20 protein-coding genes, 2 tRNA genes and 3 rRNA genes are annotated in these 26,073 nt (G+C 61.3%); 16 read left to right on the top strand and 9 right to left on the bottom strand.

Features of this window, described 5'->3' with window-relative positions; translation table 11 throughout:
* Window positions 1–21: 21 nt before the first annotated feature.
* The 7 genes from fdx to iscR all read right to left on the bottom strand — a co-directional run bounded on the left by fdx (window position 22) and on the right by iscR (window position 5,429).
* Entirely contained in the window at window positions 22–363 is a 342-nt protein-coding gene (fdx, locus tag NH8B_RS16665; RefSeq protein ID WP_008952562.1) for an ISC system 2Fe-2S type ferredoxin, read from the bottom strand.
* 9 nt (window positions 364–372) lie between these two features.
* Window positions 373–2,232: a Fe-S protein assembly chaperone HscA gene (gene hscA / locus NH8B_RS16660; protein WP_014088290.1), complete on the bottom strand. Its 1,860-nt coding sequence runs from the start codon at window positions 2,230–2,232 to the stop codon at window positions 373–375.
* A 45-nt stretch (window positions 2,233–2,277) separates the two neighbouring features.
* On the bottom strand, window positions 2,278–2,811 hold the full coding sequence (gene hscB, locus NH8B_RS16655) for a Fe-S protein assembly co-chaperone HscB (protein WP_041703082.1): 534 nt from the start codon (window positions 2,809–2,811) through the stop codon (window positions 2,278–2,280).
* An 81-nt stretch (window positions 2,812–2,892) separates the two neighbouring features.
* Window positions 2,893–3,216 carry an iron-sulfur cluster assembly protein IscA gene (gene iscA, locus NH8B_RS16650; RefSeq protein ID WP_008952565.1) on the bottom strand — a complete coding sequence of 108 codons (324 nt, stop codon included), beginning with the start codon at window positions 3,214–3,216 and terminating at the stop codon, window positions 2,893–2,895.
* A gap of 48 nt (window positions 3,217–3,264) precedes the next feature.
* A complete protein-coding gene (iscU, locus tag NH8B_RS16645; protein ID WP_008952566.1) occupies window positions 3,265–3,648 on the bottom strand; it encodes a Fe-S cluster assembly scaffold IscU in 384 nt (127 codons plus the stop codon).
* A 51-nt stretch (window positions 3,649–3,699) separates the two neighbouring features.
* Window positions 3,700–4,917 (bottom strand): IscS subfamily cysteine desulfurase, encoded by a 1,218-nt coding sequence (locus tag NH8B_RS16640; RefSeq protein ID WP_008952567.1) that lies wholly within the window; start codon window positions 4,915–4,917, stop codon window positions 3,700–3,702.
* A gap of 29 nt (window positions 4,918–4,946) precedes the next feature.
* The gene (iscR, locus tag NH8B_RS16635; RefSeq protein ID WP_008952568.1) at window positions 4,947–5,429 is read right to left on the bottom strand and encodes a Fe-S cluster assembly transcriptional regulator IscR; all 483 of its coding nucleotides are present in this window, start codon (window positions 5,427–5,429) and stop codon (window positions 4,947–4,949) included.
* A gap of 267 nt (window positions 5,430–5,696) precedes the next feature.
* Here iscR and NH8B_RS16630 point away from each other — a divergent pair, with 267 nt between their 5' ends.
* Window positions 5,697–6,818, top strand: coding sequence for a beta-ketoacyl-ACP synthase III (locus NH8B_RS16630; protein ID WP_014088288.1), 1,122 nt, complete (start codon window positions 5,697–5,699; stop codon window positions 6,816–6,818).
* Window positions 6,819–6,866: 48 nt separating this feature from the next.
* Here NH8B_RS16630 and NH8B_RS16625 read toward each other — a convergent pair whose 3' ends face one another.
* Window positions 6,867–7,784 (bottom strand): LysR substrate-binding domain-containing protein, encoded by a 918-nt coding sequence (locus NH8B_RS16625; protein ID WP_014088287.1) that lies wholly within the window; start codon window positions 7,782–7,784, stop codon window positions 6,867–6,869.
* Window positions 7,785–8,090: 306 nt separating this feature from the next.
* Between NH8B_RS16625 and NH8B_RS16620 the strand changes: the two genes are divergently transcribed.
* From NH8B_RS16620 to rrf, 12 genes are all read left to right on the top strand, one after another.
* Window positions 8,091–9,683 (top strand): ABC transporter substrate-binding protein, encoded by a 1,593-nt coding sequence (locus NH8B_RS16620; protein ID WP_014088286.1) that lies wholly within the window; start codon window positions 8,091–8,093, stop codon window positions 9,681–9,683.
* Between the two features lie 409 nt (window positions 9,684–10,092).
* Window positions 10,093–11,121: an ABC transporter permease subunit gene (locus NH8B_RS16615; protein ID WP_008952572.1), complete on the top strand. Its 1,029-nt coding sequence runs from the start codon at window positions 10,093–10,095 to the stop codon at window positions 11,119–11,121.
* Window positions 11,122–11,137: 16 nt separating this feature from the next.
* Entirely contained in the window at window positions 11,138–12,061 is a 924-nt protein-coding gene (locus NH8B_RS16610) for an ABC transporter permease subunit (RefSeq protein ID WP_014088285.1), read from the top strand.
* A 10-nt stretch (window positions 12,062–12,071) separates the two neighbouring features.
* Entirely contained in the window at window positions 12,072–13,046 is a 975-nt protein-coding gene (locus NH8B_RS16605; RefSeq protein ID WP_014088284.1) for an ABC transporter ATP-binding protein, read from the top strand.
* Window positions 13,043–14,014, top strand: a complete 972-nt coding sequence (locus NH8B_RS16600; RefSeq protein WP_014088283.1) for a peptide ABC transporter ATP-binding protein — start codon at window positions 13,043–13,045, stop codon at window positions 14,012–14,014. Before NH8B_RS16605 ends, NH8B_RS16600 begins: the two co-directional genes overlap by 4 nt.
* Window positions 14,015–14,118: 104 nt before the next feature.
* A complete protein-coding gene (coaD, locus tag NH8B_RS16595; protein ID WP_014088282.1) occupies window positions 14,119–14,646 on the top strand; it encodes a pantetheine-phosphate adenylyltransferase in 528 nt (175 codons plus the stop codon).
* A gap of 128 nt (window positions 14,647–14,774) precedes the next feature.
* Window positions 14,775–15,722 carry a class I SAM-dependent methyltransferase gene (locus NH8B_RS16590; protein ID WP_014088281.1) on the top strand — a complete coding sequence of 316 codons (948 nt, stop codon included), beginning with the start codon at window positions 14,775–14,777 and terminating at the stop codon, window positions 15,720–15,722.
* A 325-nt stretch (window positions 15,723–16,047) separates the two neighbouring features.
* Window positions 16,048–17,583, top strand: a 16S ribosomal RNA gene (locus tag NH8B_RS16585).
* A gap of 92 nt (window positions 17,584–17,675) precedes the next feature.
* A tRNA-Ile gene (locus tag NH8B_RS16580) sits at window positions 17,676–17,752 on the top strand.
* An 11-nt stretch (window positions 17,753–17,763) separates the two neighbouring features.
* A tRNA-Ala gene (locus tag NH8B_RS16575) sits at window positions 17,764–17,839 on the top strand.
* Between the two features lie 303 nt (window positions 17,840–18,142).
* Window positions 18,143–21,033: ribosomal RNA gene (locus NH8B_RS16570) — 23S ribosomal RNA — on the top strand.
* A gap of 116 nt (window positions 21,034–21,149) precedes the next feature.
* Window positions 21,150–21,263: ribosomal RNA gene (gene rrf / locus NH8B_RS16565) — 5S ribosomal RNA — on the top strand.
* The 16S, 23S and 5S rRNA genes sit together here with 2 tRNA genes alongside, the layout of an rRNA operon.
* Before the next feature lie 190 nt (window positions 21,264–21,453).
* Here rrf and NH8B_RS16560 read toward each other — a convergent pair.
* Window positions 21,454–22,548 carry a polyamine ABC transporter substrate-binding protein gene (locus NH8B_RS16560; RefSeq protein WP_014088280.1) on the bottom strand — a complete coding sequence of 365 codons (1,095 nt, stop codon included), beginning with the start codon at window positions 22,546–22,548 and terminating at the stop codon, window positions 21,454–21,456.
* A 342-nt stretch (window positions 22,549–22,890) separates the two neighbouring features.
* Between NH8B_RS16560 and NH8B_RS16555 the strand changes: the two genes are divergently transcribed.
* From NH8B_RS16555 to parE, 3 genes are read left to right on the top strand one after another with little or no spacing between them, the layout of a single operon-like run.
* Window positions 22,891–23,427, top strand: coding sequence for an RNA pyrophosphohydrolase (locus tag NH8B_RS16555; protein WP_014088279.1), 537 nt, complete (start codon window positions 22,891–22,893; stop codon window positions 23,425–23,427).
* Entirely contained in the window at window positions 23,427–24,068 is a 642-nt protein-coding gene (locus NH8B_RS16550; protein ID WP_014088278.1) for a DUF2238 domain-containing protein, read from the top strand. Before NH8B_RS16555 ends, NH8B_RS16550 begins: the two co-directional genes overlap by 1 nt.
* Entirely contained in the window at window positions 24,065–26,029 is a 1,965-nt protein-coding gene (gene parE, locus NH8B_RS16545; RefSeq protein ID WP_014088277.1) for a DNA topoisomerase IV subunit B, read from the top strand. The genes NH8B_RS16550 and parE overlap by 4 nt, the downstream gene beginning before the upstream one ends.
* Window positions 26,030–26,073: the final 44 nt, after the last annotated feature.

Below are 26,073 nucleotides of genomic sequence, written 5' to 3'. Positions count from 1 at the left end.
CAGAGATTTATTCACAAGCGTTCAGTGGTTCTCGCGGGCGAGGTTGATGGTATAGCGCGGAATCTCCACCACCAGGTCCTCGTCGCTGACGATGGCCTGGCACGACAGGCGCGAGTTGGCTTCCAGCCCCCACGCCTTGTCCAGCATGTCTTCTTCCAGCTCGTCGGCCTCGTTCAGCGAGCCCATGCCCTCGCGCACCACCACGTGGCAGGTGGTGCAGGCACAGGACATTTCGCAGGCGTGCTCGATTTCGATGTGGTTTTCGAGCAGCACGTCGCAGATGCTCTTGCCGCTCTCGGCATCCTCGATCACGGCGCCTTCCGGGCACAGATCGACGTGGGGCAGCACGATGATTCTTGGCATGGGTGATCCTTACAATTCGGCGATGTTGTGACCCTTGAGCGCGCGCTGCACGTTGCGGTCCATGCGGCGGGCGGCAAAGGTTTCGGTGAGACGGTTGAGCTGGTGGGCGGCTTCGTTGATCGCCACGGTGCGGTTGCCGGCGATGGCGTCGGCCACCGCGCCGAGGCCGGCTTCGATGCCGGCCAGCTCGTCGGTGCTGAGCAGGTCGCCGTCGGCGGCGATGGCGGCGCGGGTGGCGTCGGCCAGGCTTTCGGCGTCGACGATGGCCTCACGGAGCTTGCGCGCCTCGATGTCGTCCTGCACGTGCGCCAGCGAGTCGGTCAGCATGCGCGTGATGTCCTCGTCGGACAGGCCGTAGGACGGCTTGACCTCGATGTGGGCTTCCACCCCCGAGGTCAGTTCGCGTGCCGACACCGCCAACAGGCCGTCGGCGTCCACCTGGAAGGTGATGCGGATGCGCGCCGCCCCCGCCACCATCGGCGGAATGCCGCGCAGCACGAACTGCGCCAGCGAACGGCAGTCGCTCACCAGTTCGCGCTCGCCCTGCAGCACGTGGATCGACATCGCGGTCTGGCCGTCCTTGAAGGTGGTGAATTCCTGGGCGCGCGCGATCGGCAGCGTGCTGTTGCGCGGGATGATCTTCTCTGTGAGTCCGCCCATGGTCTCGATGCCGAGCGACAGCGGGATCACGTCGAGCAGCAGCCAGTCGTCGTCCTGCTTGTTGCCGGCCAGCACGTTGGCCTGCATCGCGGCGCCCAGCACCACCACCTTGTCCGGGTCGAGGTTGGTGAGCGGGGTCTGGCCGAACAGGTCGCCCACCGCCTTCTGGATGTGCGGCATGCGCGTGGCGCCGCCCACCATCACCACGCCCTTGACGTCGTCGACGCCGATGCGGGCGTCGCGCAGCGCCTTGCGCACCGGCAGCAGGGTCTTGTCGACCAGGGTCTTGGTGATGTCGCGGAAGGTGTCCTGGTCGAGCGTCAGGTCGATGGCCTGGCCGTCGGACAACAGCGCGGTCAGCCGGGTGCTGGCGTGCTCGGTGAGCGCTTCCTTGGCTTCGCGCGCGCAGGTCAGCAACAGGCGCGAGTCGTGCGCATTGAGGCCGGACAGGCCGGCCTGCGCCAGCGTCCAGCAGTACACGCGATGGTCGAAGTCGTCGCCACCGAGGGCCGAGTCGCCACTGGTGGAGAGCACCTCGAACACGCCCTGGGTCAGCTTGAGGATGGAGACGTCGAAGGTGCCGCCGCCGAGGTCGTACACCACGTAGACGCCCTCGGAGCTGTTGTCGAGACCGTAGGCGATGGCGGCGGCAGTCGGTTCGTTCAACAGGCGCAGCACGTTGAGTCCGGCCAGGCGGGCGGCGTCCTTGGTGGCCTGGCGCTGGGCGTCGTCGAAGTAGGCCGGCACGGTGATCACCGCGCCCACCAGCTCGCCGCCGAGCGAATCTTCGGCGCGTTGCTTGAGCGCGCGCAGGATGTCGGCGGAGATCTCCACCGGGCTCTTCGGGCCGGCGCGGGTGATCAGCTGCACCATGCCGGGCGCGTCGACGAAGCGGTAGGGCTGGGCGGCGGCTTCGCTGATGTCGGCCAGGCCGCGTCCCATGAAGCGTTTCACCGACACGACGGTGTTGTGCGGGTCGCGGCTCTGCTCGGCCTGCGCGGCAAAGCCCACCGCCACGTCGCCGCCGTCGAGATAGCGCACCACCGAGGGCAGCAGGCTGCGGCCGTGCTCATCCGGCAGCACGCCGGCCGCGCCGCTGCGCACGGTGGCCACCAGCGAGTTGGTGGTGCCGAGGTCGATGCCGACGGCGAGGCGGTGTTGATGGGGTGCGGCGGAGAGGCCGGGTTCGGCAATTTGCAAGAGGGCCATGGTGGTCAATCGTGTTGTAGAGGCGGCTTCGGCCAACCTGTGGGGTCAGAACAGCAGGGTTTCGATGGCGTCGCCGATTTCCTGTTCGAGTTTTTCCAGAAAGCGCAATTTTCTAACCAGGACGGCGGCGGCGTCCAGATCGCCGGTGTCGTCCAGCGCCACGCCGAGCTGCTGCTGCAGGGCGGCGGCGTCGCGTTGCAGGTCCCGCGCCAGCTTCTCCAGCGCCGCCACGTCGTGCTCGTCCTTGGCCTCGCCGATCGCCTCGCGCCATTCCATCTGCGCCATCAGGAAATCGGCCGGCATGCTGGTATTGGTGTCTTCCTGGGTGTCGACACCGGCCAGTTGCAGCAGGTAGCGGGCGCGCGCCAGCGGCGATTTCAGGGTGCGGTAGGCTTCGTTGGCGTGAGTCGCCATCATCAGGGCGGCGCGCTTCTCGGCGTCGCTGGCGCTGGCGTAACGGTCCGGATGGACCTGCGCCGCCACGGTGCGCCAGGCGCTATCGAGCTGGCCCGCGTCCAGCGCGAAGCGGCGCGGCAGCCCGAACAGGCTGAAATGGTCCTGCTTGAAGTCGAAGTTCATGGCATCTCGCAAACAGCGCCCTGCTTTTCAGACAAAACCGACCACGAAGGTCGGTTCCGGCAGCATGGCTCTCAAGGTGACTCAGACGTTGAAGCTCTCGCCGCAACCGCACTCGTTCTTGACGTTCGGGTTGTTGAACTGGAAGCCCTCGTTGAGGCCCTCCTTGGCGTAGTCGAGTTCGGTGCCGTCGAGGTAGGCCAGGCTCTTGGCGTCGGTGAACACCGTCACGCCGTGGCTCTGGAAGGTCACGTCCTCGTCGCTGGCGACGTCGACGAACTCCAGCTTGTAGGCCATGCCCGAGCAGCCCGAGGTTTTCACGCCGAGGCGGATGCCCAGGCCCTTGCCGCGCTTGGCGATGAAGTTGCGGACATGGTCGGCCGCACGTTCGGAAAGAGTGATTGCCATAGTCGTTCCTGCCGATGGGGCAGAGGGCAGGCGGAGCCTGCCATCCGCTTACTTGCCGTGTTTCTGTTTGTAGTCGCTCACTGCTGCCTTGATGGCGTCTTCGGCCAGGATGGAGCAGTGGATCTTCACCGGGGGCAGCGCCAGCTCTTCGGCGATCTCGGTGTTCTTGATCGACATGGCTTCGTCCAGCGTCTTGCCCTTGACCCACTCGGTCACCAGCGAGGACGAGGCGATCGCCGAGCCGCAGCCGTAGGTCTTGAACTTGGCGTCTTCGATCACGCCGTTCTCGTTGACCTTGATCTGCAGCTTCATTACGTCGCCACAGGCCGGGGCGCCGACCATGCCGGTGCCGACGCTGTCGTCGCCCTTGTCGAAGGAGCCGACGTTGCGCGGGTTCTCGTAATGGTCCAGGACCTGTTCACTGTATGCCATGGTGTAGTTCTCCTTGCGGGCGGGAGGGACTGCCTCCCGCCGGTAATCTGATTAGTGGGCGGCCCACTCGATGCTGTTGAGGTCGACGCCGTCCTTGAACATTTCCCACAGCGGGGACAGTTCGCGCAGCTTGCCGATCTTCTCGCGCATCAGCTTGATGGTGTAGTCGATCTCTTCCTCGGTGGTGAAGCGGCCGATGGTGAAGCGGATCGAGCTGTGCGCCAGTTCGTCGTTGCGGCCCAGTGCGCGCAGCACGTAGGACGGCTCCAGGCTGGCCGAGGTGCAGGCCGAGCCGGACGATACCGCCAGGTCCCTCACCGCCATGATCAGCGATTCGCCTTCGACGAAGTTGAAGCTGACGTTGAGGTTGTGTGGCACGCGGGCGTCGATGTCGCCGTTGATGTAGACCTCTTCCATATCCTTGATGCCGTTCCACAGGCGGTCGCGCAGCATGCGGATGCGCTCGTTCTCGGTCGCCATCTCTTCACGGGCGATGCGGAAGGCCTGGCCCATGCCGACGATCTGGTGCGGCGCCAGCGTGCCGGAGCGGAAACCGCGCTCGTGGCCACCGCCGTGCATCTGCGCTTCCAGGCGCACGCGCGGCTTGCGGCGCACGTACAGCGCGCCGATGCCTTTCGGGCCATAGGTCTTGTGGGCGGAGAAGCTCATCAGGTCGACCTTGAGCTGGCTCAGGTCGATATCGACCTTGCCGGTGGCCTGGGCGGCGTCGACGTGGAACACGATGCCTTTCTCGCGGCAGATCTCGCCGATCTGTGGAATATCCTGGATTACGCCGACCTCGTTATTGACGTACATCACGGATACCAGAATGGTGTCCGGGCGCAGCGCCGCCTTGAAGTCGTCGAGGTCGATCAGGCCGTTGTCCTTGACGCCGAGGTAGGTCACCTCGAAGCCCTGGCGCTCCAGTTCGCGACAGGTGTCGAGCACGGCCTTGTGTTCGGTCTTGACGGTGATGATGTGCTTGCCCTTGCTCTTGTAGAACTGGGCGGCACCCTTGATCGCCAGGTTGTCGGACTCGGTGGCGCCGGAGGTCCAGATGATTTCCTTGGGGTCGCAGTTCACCAGCGCGGCCACGTCAGCACGGGCTTGTTCCACCGCGGCTTCCGCTTCCCAGCCGAAGCTGTGGCTGCGCGACGCCGGGTTGCCGAATTTCTCGGTCAGGTAGACCACCATCTGTTCCGCCACGCGCGGGTCGACCGGCGTGGTGGCGGAATAGTCGAGGTAGATCGGAAGCTTGAGCTGACTCATTCTTAATATCTCCACAAAAGGCGTCCGGTTCACATGGCGCCGGTCGGCGTGACGCGAGCCCGCTGTGGCGTGGCTTCGCGCTTGTCCTGCATGACATTGACATCTTTGGCGTGCTGCTCGGCCACCAGGCTGAACAGCGTCACCTTGGACAGGTAATCGAAAATGGTGGCGTTGAGGTTGGTCCACAAGTCGTGGGTCATGCAGCGATGGTTGTCGTGACAGTTCTCGCGACCGCCGCACTGGGTGGCGTCCACCGGCTCGTCCACGGCGGTGATGATGTCCGCCACCGAAATCTGTTCGGCGCTCTTGGCCAGGGTGTAGCCACCGCCCGGACCGCGCACGCTTTCCACCAGCTCGGCGCGGCGCAGCTTGCCGAACAGCTGTTCCAGGTAGGAAAGCGAGATGCTCTGCCGTTCGCTGATCCCCGCCAGCGTGACGGGGCCGTTGCCATGGCGCAAGGCCAGATCCAGCATGGCGGTGACGGCGAAGCGTCCCTTGGTGGTCAAACGCATGATCTCAGTTTCCGTTGGGAATGGTTATCCGGATTATACCTAATTTCCGAGTAATTTAGTCAACTACTGGTCGGCCAAGTTTGCTCATCTGCATTGAGGCACGGGCAGAAGCCGTTTCGTCGACACCGGCTATAACTTGACTATTTTACTTGGTTTTAGTGAGGCTGGCATGTGTTTCTTAATGATCCGTGGTTGCTTGGTGTATCATCAGTCGAACATTTGTTTGATTTTGATGCGCCGGCCACTGCCGCCGGCTGGGAGTGAGCAATGCACAAGGTGGTCATCAGCGGCACGGGCCTGTTTACCCCGCCCAATGCGGTCGGTAACGAACAGCTGGTCGCGGCCTTCAACCAGTACGCCGCCCATTTCAACGCCGAGCAGGCCGAGGCCATTGCCGCCTGCGAGGTCGAACCGCTGGCGGCGTCGAGCGCCGAGTTCATCGAGAAGGCCTCGGGCATCCGCCAGCGCTTCCTGATGGACGCGGCGGGCGTGCTCGACCCGGCGCGCATGGCGCCGCACCTGCCCGAGCGGGACAACGAGACCCTGTCGCTGCAGGCCGAGATGGCGCTCGTCGCCGCGCGCGAGGCGCTGGCCCAGGCCGGAAGGTTGGCCGAAGACGTGGACCTGGTGATCGCTGCCTGCTCCAACCTGCCGCGGCCCTACCCGGCGCTGGCGATCGAGGTGCAGCGGGCGCTCGGCATCCAGGGCTACGCCTTCGACATGAACGTGGCCTGCTCCTCGGCGACGTTCGGCATCCACAGCGCGGTCAATGCCATCCAGTGCGGGCAGGCGCGCGCGGTGCTGATGGTGAACCCGGAAATCTGCTCGGCCCACCTCAACTTCCGCGACCGCGACAGCCATTTCATCTTCGGCGATGCCTGCACCGCGGTGCTGCTGGAGCGTGCCGACCTGGCGGCTTCGGCCAACGTCTACGAAGTACTGGGGACGCGCCTCGCCACCGCCTTTTCCAACAACATCCGCAACAACTTCGGCTTTCTCAACCGTTGCGACGAAAGCGGCATCGGCCGGCCGGACAAACTGTTCGTGCAGCAGGGGCGCAAGGTATTCAAGGAAGTCTGTCCGATGGTCGGTGAGCACATCGTGGCTCATCTGGAACAACTGGCGATCCGGCCCGACGACGTGCGCTGCTTCTGGCTGCACCAGGCCAATCTGGCGATGAACCAGCTGATCGCGCGGCGCGTGCTCGGCCGCGAGGCCGGTCCCGACGAGGCGCCGGTGATCCTGGACCGCTACGGCAATACCAGCTCGGCTGGCTCGATCATCGCTTTCCATTTGCATAAAGATCGGCTACGAACTAATGATATGGGCGTGATCTGCTCGTTCGGGGCGGGTTACTCGGTCGGCAGCGTGGTACTGAAGCAAGCCTGAGCCATGCCGGCTCAGGCCACCCGCCGCCAGGCCTCAGGTGGGCTGTGCCTAATCCTTGCGTGTGACGTGGCCGAAGTCGTGTTCGCGTGCCACGGCCAGCGCGGCCTCGCGGAAATCGTGGGCGATGTCGGAGCGGATGCCGGTGCTCGGGTAGGCCAGCACGTACTGGTGGCGAATCTCGGTCTGGAACGGCCGTACCACCACGCCGTGCGGTTCCCACAGCGGGGCGGCGAAGGGTTCGACGATGGAGACGCCGAAGCCGTTGGCCACCATGGCATAGCGGGTGTGCGAGGTATAGGTGCGGATGGTGTAGCGCGGGCGGATGGCCGGGTCGGGCAGATAGGCCTCCTCCATGCCGCGCGACAGTAGGCCGTCCGGCAGCCAGCCGATGACATCCTGCTCGTGCAGGTCCTCCGGCACGATCACCTCCTTCCTGGCCAGCGGGTGCGTGGCCGGCATGGCGCACAGCACGTTGCCCTCCAGCAGCGGCTCCATCTCGATGCCGGCAATGGGGGGAAAGGCTTGGCACACTGCAATGTCGACCTTGAGATCCTGCAGCCGCACCAGGATTTCCGGGCTGTTGGCTGAGTCGACCTTCACCGGCATGCCCGGTTTCCTCTTGAAGAATTCGCGCAGGATCGGCGGCAGCAGGGCGGTGGACAGTACCGGCAGACACGCTATGGTCAGGCCTTCGGAAGCCTCCTGCCGAATGGTATCGGCCGCCTGCCGGAGTCGCTCCAGGCCGAGGAAGTTTTCTTCCACGGCGCGGTAGAAGCGCACCGCCGCCATGGTCGGCTCGAGCCGCCCCTTGGTGCGGTTGAACAGGCGAAAGCCCAGGTCCGCCTCGAGATCGGCGATCAGCCGGCTGATCGCCGGCTGGGTGATGTGCATGCGACGCGCGGCACCGACACTGGTGCCGGTCACCATCAGACAGCGGAAGGCCTCGACTTGGCGGAAACGGATCATGGGGAACGCTTTCTTGAATGGCTGGCACAGACGACATTATAACAAAACCACATTGGCTATCATTGTTTGCGAATGGATGTGATAGTTGAAGTGTGGAATACTCGGCGCGCACCAGCAGAAGTCGTCTCGGAGCCTGATAACCGCCGAGCGTTGGCCGCACGATCTCCCTTCGGACCCGTTCCGGGCGACATCAGGGGGGAGAAAGGGCAGGGCGTGATTGTAGTGACGATACCGCCTGCACCCTATCCGGGCGCTGGCGGACTGTAAAAGCTGAAACCTTAAATACAAGCAGGGAATAGGGAAACTATGAAAATTGCCAAGCATTTGCTGCTCACCGCTGGCCTGCTCGCCGGCGCGTCCATGGCGCAGGCCGCCGGTACCTTGATCTACTGTTCCGAGGGGAGCCCGGCCGGCTTCGATCCGGGCCAGTACACCACCGGCACCGATTTCGACGCCTCGGCAGAAACCGTGTTCAACCGCCTGGTGCAATTCGAACGCGGCGGTACCAAGGTGATTCCCGGCCTGGCCGAAAAGTGGGAGGTCTCGTCGGATGGCCTGAACTACACCTTCCATCTGCGCAAGGGCGTCAAGTTCCACACCACCGACTACTTCAAGCCGAGCCGCGAATTCAACGCCGACGACGTGCTGTTCACCTTCCAGCGCATGCTCGATAAGAACCACCCGTTCCGCAAGGCCTACCCGACCGAATTCCCGTACTTCACCGACATGGGCATGGATGCGAACATCGCCCACGTCGAGAAGGTCGATCCGTACACCGTCAAGTTCACCCTGAAGAAGATCGACGCCGCCTTCGTGCAGGATCTGGCGATGAGCTTCGCCTCGATCCAGTCGGCCGAATACGCCGACAAGCTGTTGAAGGAAGGCAAGCCGCAGCTGATCAACCAGCAGCCGGTCGGCACCGGCCCGTTCATCTTCAAGCGCTACCAGAAAGACGCCCAGATCCGCTTCGTCGGCAACAAGGAATACTGGAACAAGGGTGAGGTGAAGCTCGACAACCTGGTGTTCGCCATCACCACCGATCCGTCGGTGCGCTTCCAGAAGCTGAAAGCCGGCGAATGCCAGGTCACCACCTTCCCGCGCCCGGCCGACGTGCCGGCGATGAAGGCCGACCCGAAACTCAAGGTGATGTCGCAGTCCGGCTTCAACCTCGGCTACGTCGCCTACAACGTCAAGCACAAGCCGCTGGAGAAGCTCGAAGTGCGCCAGGCGCTGGACATGGCGATCAACAAGAAAGCCATCATCGACGCCGTGTACCAGGGCGCCGGCCAATCGGCCACCAACCCGATGCCGCCGACCCAGTGGTCGTACAACAAGTCGCTGAAGGACGCCCCGTACAGCCCGGAAAAGGCCAAGGAGCTGCTGAAGAAGGCCGGCTTCCCGAACGGCTTCGAACTCAGCCTGTGGGCCATGCCGGTGCAGCGCCCGTATAACCCGAACGCCAAGGTGATGGCCGAAATGATCCAGTCCGACTGGGCCAAGATCGGCGTCAAGGCCAAGATCCAGTCCTACGAGTGGGGCGAGTACCTCAAGCGCGCCAAGGCCGGCGAGCACGATTCCATGCTGATCGGCTGGACCGGCGACAACGGCGATCCGGACAACTGGCTGGGCGTGCTGTTCGGCTGTGAAGCGATGAACGGCAACAACTTCTCCAAGTGGTGCTACAAGCCGTTCGAAGACCTGATCCAGAAGGGCAAGACCACCGCCAACGTCGGCGAGCGCACCAAGCTCTACATGAAGGCGCAGGAAATCGTGAAGCAGCAGGTGCCGCTCACCACCATCGCGCACTCCACGGTGAACCAGCCGATGCGCAAGGAAGTGGAAGGCTTCAAGGTCAGCCCGTTCGGCCTGAATTCCTTCTACGGCGTCAGCGTCAAGTAAGGACGGCACTGCGCCTGTCTGATGGCTGATTTTCGGGGGCTGCGGCCCCCGATCCATTACAACGGTTCCGTCCATGCAAAGGGCATGACCCGCAGCAGATCGGGGCCGTTGAGCGGATGGTGGAAAGGCCGACTGGGGCCGGGAAAATGACCGCGGCCGGATGCATCTTCGTCGCTTCTTGACCTATATCAATACCCTCGCGCCAGCGCGATGTTATCGTTCTCTTGCCGTGACGGTAATGAGTAGCTGATGTGGGTGGGTGGTTCAGTTGCAACGTTATCGTCCGGCGCCTCCTTCTCTCTTCTCCCGCGGTTCTTCCTCCATCTTTCGCTTGGCATGATCCCTTACCCGGGGTCGACCAACAGTGCGCCTTATCGCTGCGTGCACTGAGCGTGGGAGATGTTTCACTATGTTTTCATTCATTCTGAGGCGCCTGGGTCTGCTGCTGCCGACGTTTTTCGGCATCACGCTGATCACCTTCGGCCTGATCCGCCTGATCCCCGGTGATCCGGTGGAAGTCATGGTGGGCGAGCGTACCCTCGACCCGCAGATGCATGCCGACGCCATGCATCGCCTGGGCCTCGACAAGCCGATCTACCTGCAATACGTCGATTACCTGCATAACCTGGCGACCGGCCACCTGGGCGAGTCGCTGGTGACCAAGGACAGCGTGTGGAAGGAATTCACCACGCTGTTCCCGGCCACGCTGGAACTGGCCGTGATGGCCATGCTGTTCGCCGCCGTGTTCGGCCTCTTGGCCGGCGTGATCGCCGCCATCAAGCGCGGCTCGATCTTCGATCACGGCGTCATGGGGCTCGCCCTGACCGGATTCTCGATGCCGATCTTCTGGTGGGGCCTGATCCTCATCATGTTCTTCTCGGTCAAGCTCGGCTGGACCCCGGTGTCGGGCCGGCTCGACCTGGCTTTCGACATCGCGCCGCGCACCGGCTTCATGCTGATCGACGCCTGGTTGGCCGAAGCTGCCGACCCTTCGCTCAACGCCGGCGCCTTCAAGGATGCGCTGAAGCACCTGATCCTGCCCGCCATCGTGCTGGGCACCATCCCGCTCGCGGTGATCGCCCGCATGACCCGCTCCTCGATGCTGGAAGTGCTGCGTGAGGACTATGTCCGCACCGCGCGCGCCAAGGGGCTGTCGCCGGCGCGGGTGATCTTCATCCATACCCTGCGCAACGCCATGATCCCGGTGTTGACGGTGATGGGGCTGCAGGTGGGGACGCTGATGGGCGGCGCGGTCCTGACCGAAACCATCTTCTCCTGGCCCGGCATCGGCAAGTGGTTGATCGACGCCATCAGCCGACGTGACTACCCGGTGGTGCAAAACGGCATCCTCATGGTCGCCACGCTGGTGATCCTGGTGAACTTCATCGTGGACATTCTCTACGGCATCGCCAACCCGCGCATCCGTCATGCCAAGTAACCGCTCAGGAGCCGTCATGGCCAACGTACAAGCTTCTCCCGTTGCGACCGCCGCCGACGATGTGGCGCTGTCGTACCCCTCGCCATTGAAAGAATTCTGGCAGGGCTTCTCCCATAACAAGGGCGCCGTGGCCGGGCTGGTGTTTATGCTCGCGATCACGCTCAGCGCGCTCTTGGCGCCCTGGCTCGCGCCGTACAACCCGATCGAACAGTACCGCGACGCCATCCTCACGCCGCCGGCCTGGTTGGATGGCGGGTCCAGCCGCTTCCTGTTCGGCACCGACGAACTGGGGCGCGACCTGCTGTCGCGGCTGATTCACGGCGCGCGCCTGTCGCTGCTGATCGGCCTGACTTCGGTGGTGATGGCGATGGTGCCCGGGGTGATCCTCGGCCTGATCGCCGCCTTCTTCCCCAAAGTGCTGGGCAGCCTGATTATGCGCTTGATGGACATCATGATGGCGCTGCCGGCCCTGCTGCTGGCAGTGGCCATTGTCGCCATCCTCGGCCCGGGCCTGATCAATACCATGATCGCCATCGCCATCGTGGCGCTGCCGGCCTATGTTCGCCTCACCCGCGCCTCGGCGATGACCGAACTCAACCGCGACTACGTCACCGCCTCGCGCGTGGCCGGTGCCGGCCTGGTCCGGCTGATGTTCGTCTGCGTGTTGCCCAACTGCATGGCGCCACTGATCGTGCATGCCACCATGAGCTTCTCCTCGGCCATTCTCGAAGCCGCCGCGCTGGGCTTCCTCGGTCTCGGCGTGCAGCCGCCGACCCCGGAGTGGGGCACCATGCTGGCCTCGGCGCGCGACTACATCGAACGCGCCTGGTGGGTGGTGACCCTGCCGGGCCTCACCATCCTGCTGTCGGTCCTGGCCATCAACCTGATGGGCGACGGCCTGCGCGATGCGCTCGACCCGAAACTGAAGCGCGCCGCGTAAGGGGAAATACATGAGTCTGTTGCAAATCAAGAACCTCTCGGTCGAGTTCGGTTCGGACAAAAATCCCTTCCGCGCCGTGGAAGGGCTGGATCTCACCGTTGATCAGGGCGAGATCGTGGGCATCGTCGGCGAATCCGGTTCCGGCAAGTCGGTGACGATGATGGCGATGATGGGCCTCCTGGAAGGACAGGGCCGCATCGTCGCCGACCAGCTGCAGTTCGACGGCAAGAACCTGCTCACCATCAGCGCGCGCGCGCGGCGCAAGATCGTCGGCAAGGACATCTCGATGATCTTCCAGGACCCGATGACGGCGCTCAACCCGAGCTTCACCGTCGGCTACCAGATCATGGAGGTGCTCAAGCTGCACCAGGGGCTGCGCGGCGCGGCGCTCAAGGCGCGTGCGCTGGAGCTGATGGAAATGGTGGAAATCCCGGCGGCGGCGAGCCGCCTCTCCGCCTACCCGCACCAGCTCTCCGGTGGCATGAGCCAGCGCGTGGCCATCGCCATGGCCATCGCCTGCAATCCCAAGCTGCTGATCGCCGACGAGCCGACCACCGCGCTCGACGTCACCATCCAGGCGCAGATCATGGAGCTGCTGGTCAGCCTGCAGCAAAGCCAGAACATGGCGCTGATCCTCATCACCCACGACCTGGCCGTGGTGGCCGAGGTGGCGCAGCGTCTGGCGGTGATGTACGCCGGCCAGGTGGCGGAAATGGGCCAGGTGCCGGACATTTTCCGTCACCCCTCCCATCCGTATACCGAAGCGCTGCTGAAGTCGATCCCGGAACACAGCAAGGGCGCGCACCGCCTCTCCACGCTGCCGGGCATCGTGCCGGGGCAGTACGACCGGCCGTCGGGCTGTCTGCTGTCGCCGCGCTGCCCGTACGTGCAGGAGCGTTGCCGCGTCGAGCGGCCGGCGTTGACCCCGCTGCCTCAGGGCGCCGTGCGTTGCCATTTTCCGCTGTCTGACAAGGAGTCCCGATGACTACCGTTCTCGAAGCGCGGGAGCTGACCCGCTATTACGACGTGTCGCAGGGCTTCCTCAAACCCGCCGCCACCGTCAAGGCGCTCAACGGCGTCTCGTTCTCGCTCCAGGCGGGCAAGACGCTGGCCGTAGTGGGCGAGTCCGGCTGCGGCAAGTCCACGCTGGCGCGCCAGCTGACCCTGATCGAGCCGCCGACCTCCGGTTCGCTGCTGCTTGACGGCGTCGATGCCGCCAAGGCCGACCGTGCCGCCCTGAAAACCATGCGCACCCGGGTGCAGATGGTGTTCCAGAACCCGTACGCCTCGCTCAACCCGCGCCAGAAAATCGGCGACCAGTTGGCCGAACCGTTGCTGATCAATACCGCGTTGTCGGCGGCCGAGCGCCAGGCCAAGGTGCGCGCCATGATGGCCAAGGTCGGCCTGCGCCCGGAGCACTATTACCGCTACCCGCACATGTTCTCCGGCGGCCAGCGCCAGCGTATCGCCATCGCCCGCGCGATGATGCTCAACCCCAGGATCGTCATCGCCGACGAGCCGACCTCGGCGCTCGACGTGTCGATCCAGGCGCAGGTGCTCAACCTGTTCATGGACCTGCAGGACGAGTTCAAGACTGCCTACGTGTTCGTCTCGCACAACCTCGCGGTGGTCGAGCACGTCGCCGACGACGTGATGGTGATGTACCTCGGGCGCGCGGTGGAAAGCGGCAGCAAGGAGCAGATCTACTCGCGGCCGCTGCACCCGTACACCCAGGCGCTGTTGTCGGCCACGCCGTCGATCCGCCCGGAAGATCGGCACGCCAAGATCAAGATCGTCGGCGAGCTGCCGAGCCCGCTCAATCCGCCGACCGGCTGCGCCTTCCACAAGCGCTGTCCGCACGCCGTCGAACGCTGCCGCAGCGAGGTGCCGCCATTGCGCCCGGTGGAAGGTCATCTGGTGGCGTGTCATCGCGCGGAGGAAATCAACGTTTGATAGACTGAAACCAGCGCCCGGCCTGAAACCCCGCTTGAGGCGGGGTTTTTTGCTATGCAGCAAAAATAACTTTACCTTGCCCGTTTTGCAGGATAGATTCGACCATGGTGCAGACGATTAAAACAGGAAAGCGCAAATTGAAGCGAGCCGTGTACGCCGGGAGTTTCGACCCGGTCACCAATGGACATCTGTGGATCATTCGCAAGGCCGTCGAGCTGTTTGACGAAGTGATCGTCGCCATTGGCGTCAATCCGGACAAGCACTGCAGCTTCAGTGTCGAAGAACGCCTCGAGATGCTGCTGGCCGTCACGCAGGAATTTCCCAATCTGCGTGTCGAAGTCTTCGAGAACCAGTTTCTGGTCAATTACGCTCAGTCGGTCGGCGCGAACTACATCATCCGCGGCATCCGTACCGCCAGCGACTACGAGTACGAGCGCACCATGCGCTACATCAATACCGACCTGCACCCGGACATCACCACCATCTTCCTGCTGCCGCCGCGTGAATACGCCGAAGTCTCCTCCACCATGGTCAAGGGACTGGTCGGGCCGCAAGGCTGGGAACTGGTCATCCGCCAATACCTGCCGGAACCGGTCTGTCTCAAGCTGGTGGAAATGCACCACAAGCCATAACGAGTCATAATATCTCCCGCTCGGCCATCCGCCTGGCCGAAACACCCCGCGCGTCAGAGTCCGAAACTGGCGCGTTTTGCTTTTTTGATGGACTCCGGCTCCAGGCCGGTCAGAACAAGGATAGCGCCATGGTGGATGTGACACCGTTCGCCAATCGACTCGGCAAGAATTTCAAGCATTACGCCAAATGGGCTCGCCGCCAGGGCATCGAAGCCTGGCGCGCCTATGACCGCGACGTGCCGCAGTTCCCGCTGGCGGTGGATATCTACGGCCAGCGTGTCCACGTGCAGGAATACGATACCGGCTGGGAAATGGACGACAGCGAGCGCGAAGTCTGGCTCGACGCCTGCCTGGACGCCATCCGGCAGGTCACCGGCGTGGCGCGTGAGCACATCGCGCTCAAGACCCGTCGCCGTCAAAAGGGCGAAAGCCAGTACGAAAAGCTCGGCGAGCTGGGCGACGACTTCCTAATCGAAGAGTTCGGCCAACGTTTCATCGTCAACCTCGAGGCCTATCTCGACACCGGCTTGTTCATCGACCATCGCAACACCCGCAAGCGCGTGCGCGAAGAAGCCGCCGGCAAGCGTTTCCTTAACCTGTTCGCCTACACCGGCAGCTTCACCGTCTACGCCGGTGCCGGCGGTGCGATCAGTTCGGAAACGGTCGACCTGTCCAACACCTACCAGGACTGGTCACGCCGCAACTTCGAACTCAACGGCCTGGATCTCAACCGTCACCAGCTGGTGCGTGCCGACGTGTTCCAGTACCTCGACGACGCCATCTACCAGCGCAAACAGTTCGACCTTATCGTCATGGACCCGCCGACCTTCTCCAACTCCAAGAAGATGCTCGACATCCTCGACGTCCAGCGCGACCACGTGCGTCTGATCGACGATGCCATGGTGCTGCTCGCGCCGGGGGGCACGCTGTACTTCTCCAACAACCTGCGCTCGTTCGCACTCGATCCAAGGCTGGCCGAGAGTTACGACGTGCGCGATATCAGCGCCCAGTCGGTGCCGGAAGACTTCCGCAACAAGAAAATCCACGTCTGTTATCGACTGCAGCACCGTGCATGAGCGGTCCACTGATGTAGAAAAGCAGGGTTGGCTTCGGCCAACCCTTTTTGTTTTCGGATGGGTTTCGCTTGTGTATCAATAGTTTGCGGCCTTCGTGCCGGTTTTTCGTGATTTTTCAGCAAAAAGGCGTTGACGGGGAGGGGGTCGGGGCGTATAGTTCGCCTCCTCAGCTGACGCAGCGACGGAAACGACGCAGTCAGCCCCGCTCTTTAACAAACAGAATAACCGATAGGTGTGAGTGCTCGGCAAAGCCGACACTTGCACTGCAAGACAGGAAATACCTGATATTTCTTTGATCTTGCGTGCCAAAAATTGCTATGAGATTGAACTGAAGAGTTTGATCCTGGCTCAGATTGAACGCTGGCGGCATGCTTTACACATGCAAGTCGAACGGTAACAGGGGCTTCGGCCCGCTGACGAGTGGCGAACGGGTGAGTAATGCGTCGGAACGCACCGAGTAATGGGGGATAACGCAGCGAAAGCTGTGCTAATACCGCATACGCTCCGAGGAGGAAAGCAGGGGATCGTAAGACCTTGCGTTATTCGAGCGGCCGACGTCTGATTAGCTAGTTGGTGGGGTAAAGGCTCACCAAGGCGACGATCAGTAGCGGGTCTGAGAGGATGATCCGCCACACTGGGACTGAGACACGGCCCAGACTCCTACGGGAGGCAGCAGTGGGGAATTTTGGACAATGGGCGCAAGCCTGATCCAGCCATGCCGCGTGTCTGAAGAAGGCCTTCGGGTTGTAAAGGACTTTTGTCCGGGAGCAAATGCCGGTGGCTAATATCCACTGGAGCTGAGAGTACCGGAAGAATAAGCACCGGCTAACTACGTGCCAGCAGCCGCGGTAATACGTAGGGTGCAAGCGTTAATCGGAATTACTGGGCGTAAAGCGTGCGCAGGCGGTTGTGTAAGTCTGATGTGAAAGCCCCGGGCTCAACCTGGGAACGGCATTGGAGACTGCACAGCTAGAGTGCGTCAGAGGGGGGTAGAATTCCACGTGTAGCAGTGAAATGCGTAGAGATGTGGAGGAATACCGATGGCGAAGGCAGCCCCCTGGGATGACACTGACGCTCATGCACGAAAGCGTGGGGAGCAAACAGGATTAGATACCCTGGTAGTCCACGCCCTAAACGATGTCAATTAGCTGTTGGGGGTTTGAATCCTTGGTAGCGTAGCTAACGCGTGAAATTGACCGCCTGGGGAGTACGGCCGCAAGGTTAAAACTCAAAGGAATTGACGGGGACCCGCACAAGCGGTGGATGATGTGGATTAATTCGATGCAACGCGAAAAACCTTACCTGCTCTTGACATGTCCGGAACCTCGCAGAGACGCGAGGGTGCCCGAAAGGGAGCCGGAACACAGGTGCTGCATGGCTGTCGTCAGCTCGTGTCGTGAGATGTTGGGTTAAGTCCCGCAACGAGCGCAACCCTTGTCATTAGTTGCCATCATTTAGTTGGGCACTCTAATGAGACTGCCGGTGACAAACCGGAGGAAGGTGGGGATGACGTCAAGTCCTCATGGCCCTTATGAGCAGGGCTTCACACGTCATACAATGGTCGGTACAGAGGGTCGCCAAGCCGCGAGGTGGAGCCAATCTCATAAAACCGATCGTAGTCCGGATCGCACTCTGCAACTCGAGTGCGTGAAGTCGGAATCGCTAGTAATCGCAGATCAGCATGCTGCGGTGAATACGTTCCCGGGTCTTGTACACACCGCCCGTCACACCATGGGAGTGGGGGATACCAGAAGTGGCTAGGATAACCTTCGGGAGTCCGGTTACCACGGTATGCTTCATGACTGGGGTGAAGTCGTAACAAGGTAGCCGTAGGGGAACCTGCGGCTGGATCACCTCCTTTCTAGAGAAGGGCCGAGTCGAGTACTCACAGCCTATCGGTTATTCGCGTTAAGGGCATAGTTGGTTTGCGAAAGCGGATCGACGAAGGCAACTGGGTTTGTAGCTCAGCTGGTTAGAGCACCGTCTTGATAAGGCGGGGGTCGTTGGTTCGAGTCCAACCAGACCCACCATTTGACCTGTTGGGGGATTAGCTCAGTTGGGAGAGCACCTGCTTTGCAAGCAGGGGGTCGTCGGTTCGATCCCGTCATCCTCCACCAATCGACAGTGCAAACAAAAACGAACTCGGTGAGTTTGGTTCTGTTTGCGTTGTTCGCGTGCCGCGCAAGCGGCGCAGCAAAAACGCCCGATCTTTAACAAACTGAAGAAGCCGAATTAACAAGACGGCGAGAAATGAGATGAAGTTAACTCTTCATCGAGTGACTTGCTGACTTTGGGTAATTTGATTGTATCTGTGCCATGTCGCCATATCAAAAGGGGCGGTGTGGTACGTCGCACAAACATTCACTGTCGTGGACGTGCCGGATTGATCGCAAGATCAACCCAGGTTACTGAAATGATAGGGTCAAGCGACTAAGTGCATCTGGTGGATGCCTTGGCGATCACAGGCGATGAAGGACGTGTAAGCCTGCGAAAAGCTTCGGGGAGCTGGCAATAGAGCGATGATCCGGAGATATCCGAATGGGGAAACCCACCTAGCAATAGGTACTCCTTGCTGAACACATAGGCAAGGTAGAGCGAACGCGGAGAACTGAAACATCTAAGTACCCGCAGGAATAGAAATCAACCGAGATTCCGTCAGTAGTGGCGAGCGAACGCGGAACAGCCTGTACGTGTTATGGATTGTGTTAGTGGAAGGCCCTGGAAATGGCCGCCATAGTGGGTGATAGCCCCGTACACGAAAACGCATTCCAAGGACTAGGCGTACGAGAAGTAGGGCGGGACACGCGAAATCCTGTCTGAAGATGGGGGGACCATCCTCCAAGGCTAAATACTCGTGATCGACCGATAGTGAACCAGTACCGTGAGGGAAAGGCGAAAAGAACCCCGGGAGGGGAGTGAAATAGAACCTGAAACCGGATGCATACAAACAGTGGGAGCCTCGCAAGGGGTGACTGCGTACCTTTTGTATAATGGGTCAGCGACTTACGTTCAGTAGCGAGCTTAACCGAATAGGGGAGGCGTAGGGAAACCGAGTCCGAATAGGGCGCTTTAGTTGCTGGGCGTAGACCCGAAACCGAGTGATCTATCCATGGCCAGGATGAAGGTGCGGTAACACGCACTGGAGGTCCGAACCCACTAGTGTTGCAAAACTAGGGGATGAGCTGTGGATAGGGGTGAAAGGCTAAACAAACTCGGAGATAGCTGGTTCTCCCCGAAAACTATTTAGGTAGTGCCTCATGTATCACTTCCGGGGGTAAAGCACTGTTATGGCTAGGGGGTCATTGCGATTTACCAAACCATGGCAAACTCTGAATACCGGAAAGTGCGAGCATGGGAGACAGACGGTGGGTGCTAACGTCCATCGTCAAGAGGGAAACAACCCAGACCGCCGGCTAAGGTCCCAAATGATCAGTTAAGTGGTAAACGAAGTGGGAAGGCCTAGACAGCCAGGATGTTGGCTTAGAAGCAGCCATCATTTAAAGAAAGCGTAATAGCTCACTGGTCGAGTCGTCCTGCGCGGAAGATGTAACGGGGCTCAAACTGATAACCGAAGCCGCGGATTTGCACGCAAGTGCAGATGGTAGGGGAGCGTTCTGTAGGTCTGTGAAGGTGTGTCGTAAGGCATGCTGGAGATATCAGAAGTGCGAATGCTGACATGAGTAGCGATAAAGCGGGTGAAAAGCCCGCTCGCCGAAAGCCCAAGGTTTCCTACGCAACGTTCATCGGCGTAGGGTGAGTCGGCCCCTAAGGCGAGGCTGAAAAGCGTAGTCGATGGGAAACGGGTCAATATTCCCGTACTTTCGTATAGTGCGATGTGGGGACGGAGAAGGTTAGGTCAGCCAGGTGTTGGATGCCCTGGTTCAAGCCGGTAGGTGGAAGGAGTAGGCAAATCCGCTCCTTTGTTAACACCGAGACGTGATAACGAGGTTCTACGGAACCGAAGTGACTGATACCACGCTTCCAGGAAAAGCCACTAAGCTTCAGCTATACGAGAACCGTACCGCAAACCGACACAGGTGGGCAGGATGAAAATTCTAAGGCGCTTGAGAGAACTCAGGAGAAGGAACTCGGCAAATTGATACCGTAACTTCGGGAGAAGGTATGCCTCTTAAGGTGTAGGACCTCGCGTCTGAAGCCTCGAGAGGTCGCAGAGAATCGGTGGCTGCGACTGTTTATCAAAAACACAGCACTGTGCCAACACGAAAGTGGACGTATACGGTGTGACGCCTGCCCGGTGCCGGAAGGTTAAGTGATGGGGTGCAAGCTCTTGATCGAAGCCCCGGTAAACGGCGGCCGTAACTATAACGGTCCTAAGGTAGCGAAATTCCTTGTCGGGTAAGTTCCGACCCGCACGAATGGCGTAACGATGGCCACACTGTCTCCTCCTGAGACTCAGCGAAGTTGAAATGTTTGTGAAGATGCAATCTCCCCGCTGCTAGACGGAAAGACCCCGTGAACCTTTACTGTAGCTTTGCATTGGACTTTGAACAGACTTGTGTAGGATAGGTGGGAGGCTATGAAGCTGAGACGCTAGTTTCAGTGGAGCCGTCCTTGAAATACCACCCTGGTGTGTTTGAGGTTCTAACCTTGGTCCGTGATCCGGATCGGGGACAGTGCATGGTAGGCAGTTTGACTGGGGCGGTCTCCTCCCAAAGTGTAACGGAGGAGTTCGAAGGTCACCTAGGTACGGTCGGAAATCGTGCTGATAGTGCAATGGCATAAGGTGGCTTAACTGCGAGACCGACAAGTCGAGCAGGTGCGAAAGCAGGACATAGTGATCCGGTGGTTCTGAATGGAAGGGCCATCGCTCAACGGATAAAAGGTACTCCGGGGATAACAGGCTGATTCCGCCCAAGAGTTCACATCGACGGCGGAGTTTGGCACCTCGATGTCGGCTCATCACATCCTGGGGCTGTAGCCGGTCCCAAGGGTATGGCTGTTCGCCATTTAAAGTGGTACGTGAGCTGGGTTCAAAACGTCGTGAGACAGTTTGGTCCCTATCTGCAGTGGGCGTTGGAAGTTTGACGGGGGCTGCTCCTAGTACGAGAGGACCGGAGTGGACGAACCTCTGGTGTACCGGTTGTCACGCCAGTGGCATTGCCGGGTAGCTAAGTTCGGAAGAGATAACCGCTGAAAGCATCTAAGCGGGAAACTCGCCTGAAGATGAGACTTCCCTGAGGGCTTGACCCTCCTGAAGAGTCGTTCGAGACCAGGACGTTGATAGGTCGGGTGTGGAAGCGCTGTGAGGCGTGAAGCTAACCGATACTAATTGCTCGTGAGGCTTGATCCTATCATTTGAGTGGCTTGGGCCACGCGGTGAATAGAGTGCGACGTACGATCGATTACCCAATTCGAAATGGAAGCTGAGAGGCTTCCAGGCTTCTTCCCGTTTGTTGACAGTTTATGTCTGGCGGCCTTAGCGAGGTGGTCCCACCCCTTCCCATCCCGAACAGGACCGTGAAACGCCTTAGCGCCGATGATAGTGCGGCCTTGCCGTGTGAAAGTAGGACACCGCCAGACTCCCCTCATGAAAGCCCAGCTCATCCGAGCTGGGCTTTTTGCTTTGCGCCGGCGGAATGCATCCCTGGCCTCCGCCGTTTTACCGGCAAGGCGGTGCTTGGGGGCGGCGCTGGCTTCTGATTCCCCCTCTGCAGACGGCAAGAAAAAAGGCCGGATTACCGGCCTTGGTGACGCCATGCCAGCCCGAAGGTTACTTCTGGGTCTTGATTTCCTGCCACAGACGGGTGGTCAGGCGCTGCAATTTCGGATCCATCGGCAGCATTACGAAACTGTGCTGAATGTCTTGAGGAGTCGGGAAAATCGACGGGTTGCTGAGGTTTTCCTTCTTGATGAACTTGCGTGCCGCCAGGCTGCCCGGTGCATAGTTCACGGTGTTGGCGTTGGCAGCCGCTACCTTGGCGCTCATGTTGTAGTCGATAAACTTGTAGGCGCTGTCGACGTTCTTGGCATCTTTCGGGATGACCATGCTATCGACCCAGATGGCGACGCCTTCCTTCGGTACCAGCGGGGTAATCTTGACCTTGTTCTTGGCTTCTTCGGCACGCACGCGGGCGATATTGAGGTCGCCTCCGTAGCCGTAGACCAGGCACAGGTTGCCGCCGGCCAATTCATTGATGTAGCCGGAGGAGGAGAAGCGGGTGATGTAGGGGCGGATGGTTTTCAGCAGGGCTGCGGCTTCCTTGTAGTCGGCCTCATTCTTGCTGGCGGGGTCCTTGCCGAGGTATTTCAGCACCATCGGGAACACTTCGCCCGGCGAGTCCAGCACGCTGACGCCGCAGGATTTGAGCTTGGAAACGTTTTCCTTCTTGAACAGGATGTCCCACTGTTTTTCCGGGAGTTTGCCGCCCAGTGCCTTGGTGACCTTGTCGGTGTTGATGCCGATGGTGTTGACCCCCCAGAAGTAGGGCACCGCGTACTTGTTGTCCGGGTCGAACTTGGTCATGAGCTTGAGCAGTTCAGGGTCCAGCTCTTTGTAATTGCTCAGCTTGGATTTGTCGATCGGCTGGTAGATGCCGGCCTGAATCTGCTTGGCGAGGAATTGGTTGGTGGGAACTACGATGTCGTAACCCGATTTGCCGGTGAGCATCTTGGCCTGAAGGATTTCGTTACTGTCATAGACGTCGTAGCGCACCTTGATGCCGGTCTGCTTCTGGAAATTGGGAATGGTGTCTTCGGCGATGTAGTCGGACCAGTTGTAGATGTTCAGCACGCTGCTGGCGGCATGGCTGGCCGAGGCGGCCGTAGCCAGAGCACTGGCAACAAGAATGACAGCCTTACGTTTCATAGGAAACTCCTTCGACGGGGGTTACGATCTTGAGTCAAGTAGGCACGAGCCGACACCTGGATTGCCGTGTCGGTAAAACGGTTGTATAGATCAACGGTTCATCATAGTTCCGCTGATCAGCAGTCTGTCATTTAACCTGCTCTGCCGGGCACGGGCAAGACCTTTGTCTCGGGCCGGGCACGGATTGGACGAGGGCGTCGGACATGTTCACCGCTTGGGCCGACGGAGCGCGCGCCACTCCTTGTCAGCGAGGGCGGAGCCCTCTTTGGACGGAAGGCCGAATGGCATGGGTTGACGAAATGTGCAAAAATTCGACTAACTAGACGAATTGCAGGTTTCTCCATGCTGGACCGGGACGGATACCGCCCCAATGTCGGAATCATCCTCATCAACGCCCGTAACGAGGTGTTCTGGGGCAAGCGCGTGCGCGAGCACTCGTGGCAGTTTCCGCAAGGGGGCATCAAGCCTGGTGAGAGTCCGGAAGCGGCGATGTACCGTGAGCTGCTCGAAGAGGTCGGCCTCTTGCCACAACATGTCAAAATTCTCGGCCGTACGCGCGACTGGCTGCGCTACGACGTTCCGACCAACTGGGTGCGGCGCGAATGGCGCGGCAGCTACAAGGGCCAGAAGCAGATCTGGTTTTTGCTGAAGCTGGTCGGTCGCGATTGTGATGTTTGCCTGAGGGCGACCAACCACCCCGAGTTCGACGGCTGGCGCTGGAACGATTATTGGGCGCCGGTCGATCTGGTGATCGAGTTCAAACGCGATGTCTACCAGCGTGCCCTGGGTGAGTTGTCCCGCTTTCTGCGGGGGATGGAAAGCTACGAGGCCTACCTGCAGCGCCGCCATTCGGCACCGGAAAAGACCGACGAGAGCTGATGCGCATGCCGATAACCACGGCTCTGCCTCGTCCCTGGTTGCCTTTCGGGCTGGTGGGCATGGTCGTGCTGTGGTCGGCGTTAGGTGCGCACGATGCGGCGACCTGGTGGCTGGAGGCGATTCCGGCCGTGCTGGGCTTGCCGCTGATCTGGTGGCTGTGGCCGCGTTTTCCCTGGAGCCCGCTGGCGGTATGGGCTATGTCGCTGCACGCCATGGTGTTGCTGGTAGGGGCGCACTATACCTATGCGCTCACCCCGCTCGGCTTCTGGCTGCAGGAGCTGTTCGATTTTTCCCGTAATCAATATGACCGCATCGGCCACCTGGCCCAGGGGTTTTTCCCGGCCATACTGGCGCGCGAGGTGCTGCGCCGGCAGACTCCGCTGCAGGGGAGCTGGCTGACATTTATGGTGGTGTGCTTCTGCATGGCGCTGTCCGCCTGTTACGAGCTGGTGGAGTGGTGGACCGCGCTGGCCATCGGCGCCGCCGCCGATGCCTTCCTGGCGACGCAGGGCGATCCATGGGATACCCAGTGGGACATGTTCCTGGCGCTGTGCGGTGCTCTCGTTTCCCAATTGTTTTTTGCCCGCGTTCACGAACGCCAGATCGGCCGACTGAGCGCGTTAACCATTGACACGCTATGACTCAACAGTACGACGAATCCTCGGTCCGGGTCCTCAAGGGACTGGAGCCGGTGAAGGAGCGTCCGGGCATGTATACCCGGACGACCGACCCGACCCACATCTGCCAGGAGGTGATCGACAACGCCGCCGACGAGGCCTTGGGCGGCTTCGCGCGCAAGATCGCGGTGACACTGCACCAGGACGGCTCGCTGTCCGTGGAGGACGACGGGCGCGGTATCCCCGTGGGCCTGCATCCACAGGAAGGGGTGCCGGTAGTGGAACTGGTGTTCACCCGGCTGCATGCGGGTGGCAAGTTCAACAAGAAGGATGGCGGCGCCTACGCGTTTTCCGGCGGCTTGCACGGTGTCGGTGTGTCGGTGACCAATGCGCTGTCGACGCGGCTCGAGGTCGAGGTCAAGCGTGAGGGCGGGGTGTACCGCATGGCGTTCGCCGGCGGTGACGTGATCGAGCCGCTGGCTCGCGTTGGCGATTGCGGCGCGCGTACCGGGGGCACGCGGGTACGGGTATGGCCGGATGGGAAGTATTTCGAGAGTCCGCGCTATTCGCTGCCCGAGCTGGAGCGGCTGTTGCGTGCCAAGGCGGTGCTGCTGCCCGGGGTGGCAGTGACCTTGACCATCGAACGCCCGAGCGGCGACGAGGTCAAGGTGTGGCAGTATCCGCAGGGACTGAAGAGTTATCTGGCGGAGCTGTGCAACGGTGACGAACCGGTGGCACCGCTGTTCTCCGGCGAGGCCTATATCGGCGACGACCACGAGCAGTTCGCCAAGGGCGAGGGGGTGCAGTGGGCACTGGCCTGGTTCGAGGATGGTGCCGGCGGCGAGAGCTACGTCAACCTGATCCCAACCCCGTCCGGGGGGACGCACGAGGCGGGCCTGCGCGCCGGGGTATTCGACGCGGTGAAGAGCTTCGTCGATCACCACAACCTGCTGCCGCGCGGCGTCAAGCTGATGGCTGAGGATGTATGGAGCCGGGTGCGTTTCGTGCTGTCGGCACGCGTGCTCGATCCACAGTTCCAGGGGCAGACCAAGGAGAAGCTGACCAGCCGGGATGCGCTGAAGCTGATCTCGGGCCTGGCTCGCGACCCGGTGGAATTGTGGCTGAACCAGCACATCGAAGCCGGCAAGAAGATCGCCGAGCTGGCGATCCGCCAGGCGCAGTCGCGTCTGAAGTCGGTGAAGAAGGTCGAGAAGAAGAAGGGCTCCGGCGTGGCGGTGTTGCCGGGCAAGCTGACCGACTGCGAGAGCGAGGACATCGAGCGCAACGAACTGTTCCTGGTCGAGGGCGATTCGGCTGGCGGTTCGGCCAAGCTGGCGCGCGACAAGGAATACCAGGCCATCCTGCCGTTGCGCGGCAAGGTGCTCAACAGCTGGGAGACCGACCGCGATCAGCTGTTCTCCAACGCCGAGATTCATGACATCTCGGTGGCGATCGGCGTCGACCCGCATGCGCCGGGCGAGAAGGCTGATTTGTCGGGGCTGCGCTACGGCAAGATCGCCATCCTGTCGGACGCCGACGTCGACGGCTCGCACATCCAGGTGCTGTTGCTGACGCTGTTCTACCGCCACTTCTCGGCGCTCTTGGCCAACGGCCATATCTGCATCGCGCAGCCGCCCCTATTCCGCGTCGACGTGCCGGGGCAGGGCAAGCACCGTCCCCCGAAGAAGCTGTACGCGCTGGACGAGGGCGAGCTGGAGGCCATCCTCGACCGTCTGCGCAGCGAAGGCGTGCGCGAGAACGCCTGGAGCATCAGCCGCTTCAAGGGGTTGGGCGAGATGAACCCGGAGCAGCTCAAGGACACCACCATGCACCCGGACACGCGCCGCCTGACCCAGGTGAGGGTGCGGCCCGAGGCCGAGGCCGACACGCGCCGCATGTTCACCATGCTGATGGGCAAGGGCGAGGCGGCGAGCCGGCGCGGCTGGATGGAGGCCAAGGGTAACGAGGTCGAGGCCGACGTTTAAGTCCGGCGCTGGCCGGCAGGATCGGCAAGACGCGAGTTGGCCGC

The organism is Pseudogulbenkiania sp. NH8B (genome assembly GCF_000283535.1).
Lineage (GTDB): Bacteria > Pseudomonadota > Gammaproteobacteria > Burkholderiales > Chromobacteriaceae > Pseudogulbenkiania > Pseudogulbenkiania ferrooxidans.
Note: the sequence above shows the minus strand (reverse complement) of the source record. Positions and strands in the feature narration are given on the sequence as shown.

What these genes read in the sequence shown, in the direction of transcription:
- fdx (WP_008952562.1), bottom strand. Translation starts at nt 363, where the DNA reads ATGCCAAGAATCATCGTGCTGCCCCACGTCGATCTGTGCCCGGAAGGC.
- hscA (WP_014088290.1), bottom strand. Translation starts at nt 2,232, where the DNA reads ATGGCCCTCTTGCAAATTGCCGAACCCGGCCTCTCCGCCGCACCCCAT.
- hscB (WP_041703082.1), bottom strand. Translation starts at nt 2,811, where the DNA reads ATGAACTTCGACTTCAAGCAGGACCATTTCAGCCTGTTCGGGCTGCCG.
- iscA (WP_008952565.1), bottom strand. Translation starts at nt 3,216, where the DNA reads ATGGCAATCACTCTTTCCGAACGTGCGGCCGACCATGTCCGCAACTTC.
- iscU (WP_008952566.1), bottom strand. Translation starts at nt 3,648, where the DNA reads ATGGCATACAGTGAACAGGTCCTGGACCATTACGAGAACCCGCGCAAC.
- NH8B_RS16640 (WP_008952567.1), bottom strand. Translation starts at nt 4,917, where the DNA reads ATGAGTCAGCTCAAGCTTCCGATCTACCTCGACTATTCCGCCACCACG.
- iscR (WP_008952568.1), bottom strand. Translation starts at nt 5,429, where the DNA reads ATGCGTTTGACCACCAAGGGACGCTTCGCCGTCACCGCCATGCTGGAT.
- NH8B_RS16630 (WP_014088288.1), top strand. Translation starts at nt 5,697, where the DNA reads ATGCACAAGGTGGTCATCAGCGGCACGGGCCTGTTTACCCCGCCCAAT.
- NH8B_RS16625 (WP_014088287.1), bottom strand. Translation starts at nt 7,784, where the DNA reads ATGATCCGTTTCCGCCAAGTCGAGGCCTTCCGCTGTCTGATGGTGACC.
- NH8B_RS16620 (WP_014088286.1), top strand. Translation starts at nt 8,091, where the DNA reads ATGAAAATTGCCAAGCATTTGCTGCTCACCGCTGGCCTGCTCGCCGGC.
- NH8B_RS16615 (WP_008952572.1), top strand. Translation starts at nt 10,093, where the DNA reads ATGTTTTCATTCATTCTGAGGCGCCTGGGTCTGCTGCTGCCGACGTTT.
- NH8B_RS16610 (WP_014088285.1), top strand. Translation starts at nt 11,138, where the DNA reads ATGGCCAACGTACAAGCTTCTCCCGTTGCGACCGCCGCCGACGATGTG.
- NH8B_RS16605 (WP_014088284.1), top strand. Translation starts at nt 12,072, where the DNA reads ATGAGTCTGTTGCAAATCAAGAACCTCTCGGTCGAGTTCGGTTCGGAC.
- NH8B_RS16600 (WP_014088283.1), top strand. Translation starts at nt 13,043, where the DNA reads ATGACTACCGTTCTCGAAGCGCGGGAGCTGACCCGCTATTACGACGTG.
- coaD (WP_014088282.1), top strand. Translation starts at nt 14,119, where the DNA reads ATGGTGCAGACGATTAAAACAGGAAAGCGCAAATTGAAGCGAGCCGTG.
- NH8B_RS16590 (WP_014088281.1), top strand. Translation starts at nt 14,775, where the DNA reads ATGGTGGATGTGACACCGTTCGCCAATCGACTCGGCAAGAATTTCAAG.
- NH8B_RS16560 (WP_014088280.1), bottom strand. Translation starts at nt 22,548, where the DNA reads ATGAAACGTAAGGCTGTCATTCTTGTTGCCAGTGCTCTGGCTACGGCC.
- NH8B_RS16555 (WP_014088279.1), top strand. Translation starts at nt 22,891, where the DNA reads ATGCTGGACCGGGACGGATACCGCCCCAATGTCGGAATCATCCTCATC.
- NH8B_RS16550 (WP_014088278.1), top strand. Translation starts at nt 23,427, where the DNA reads ATGCGCATGCCGATAACCACGGCTCTGCCTCGTCCCTGGTTGCCTTTC.
- parE (WP_014088277.1), top strand. Translation starts at nt 24,065, where the DNA reads ATGACTCAACAGTACGACGAATCCTCGGTCCGGGTCCTCAAGGGACTG.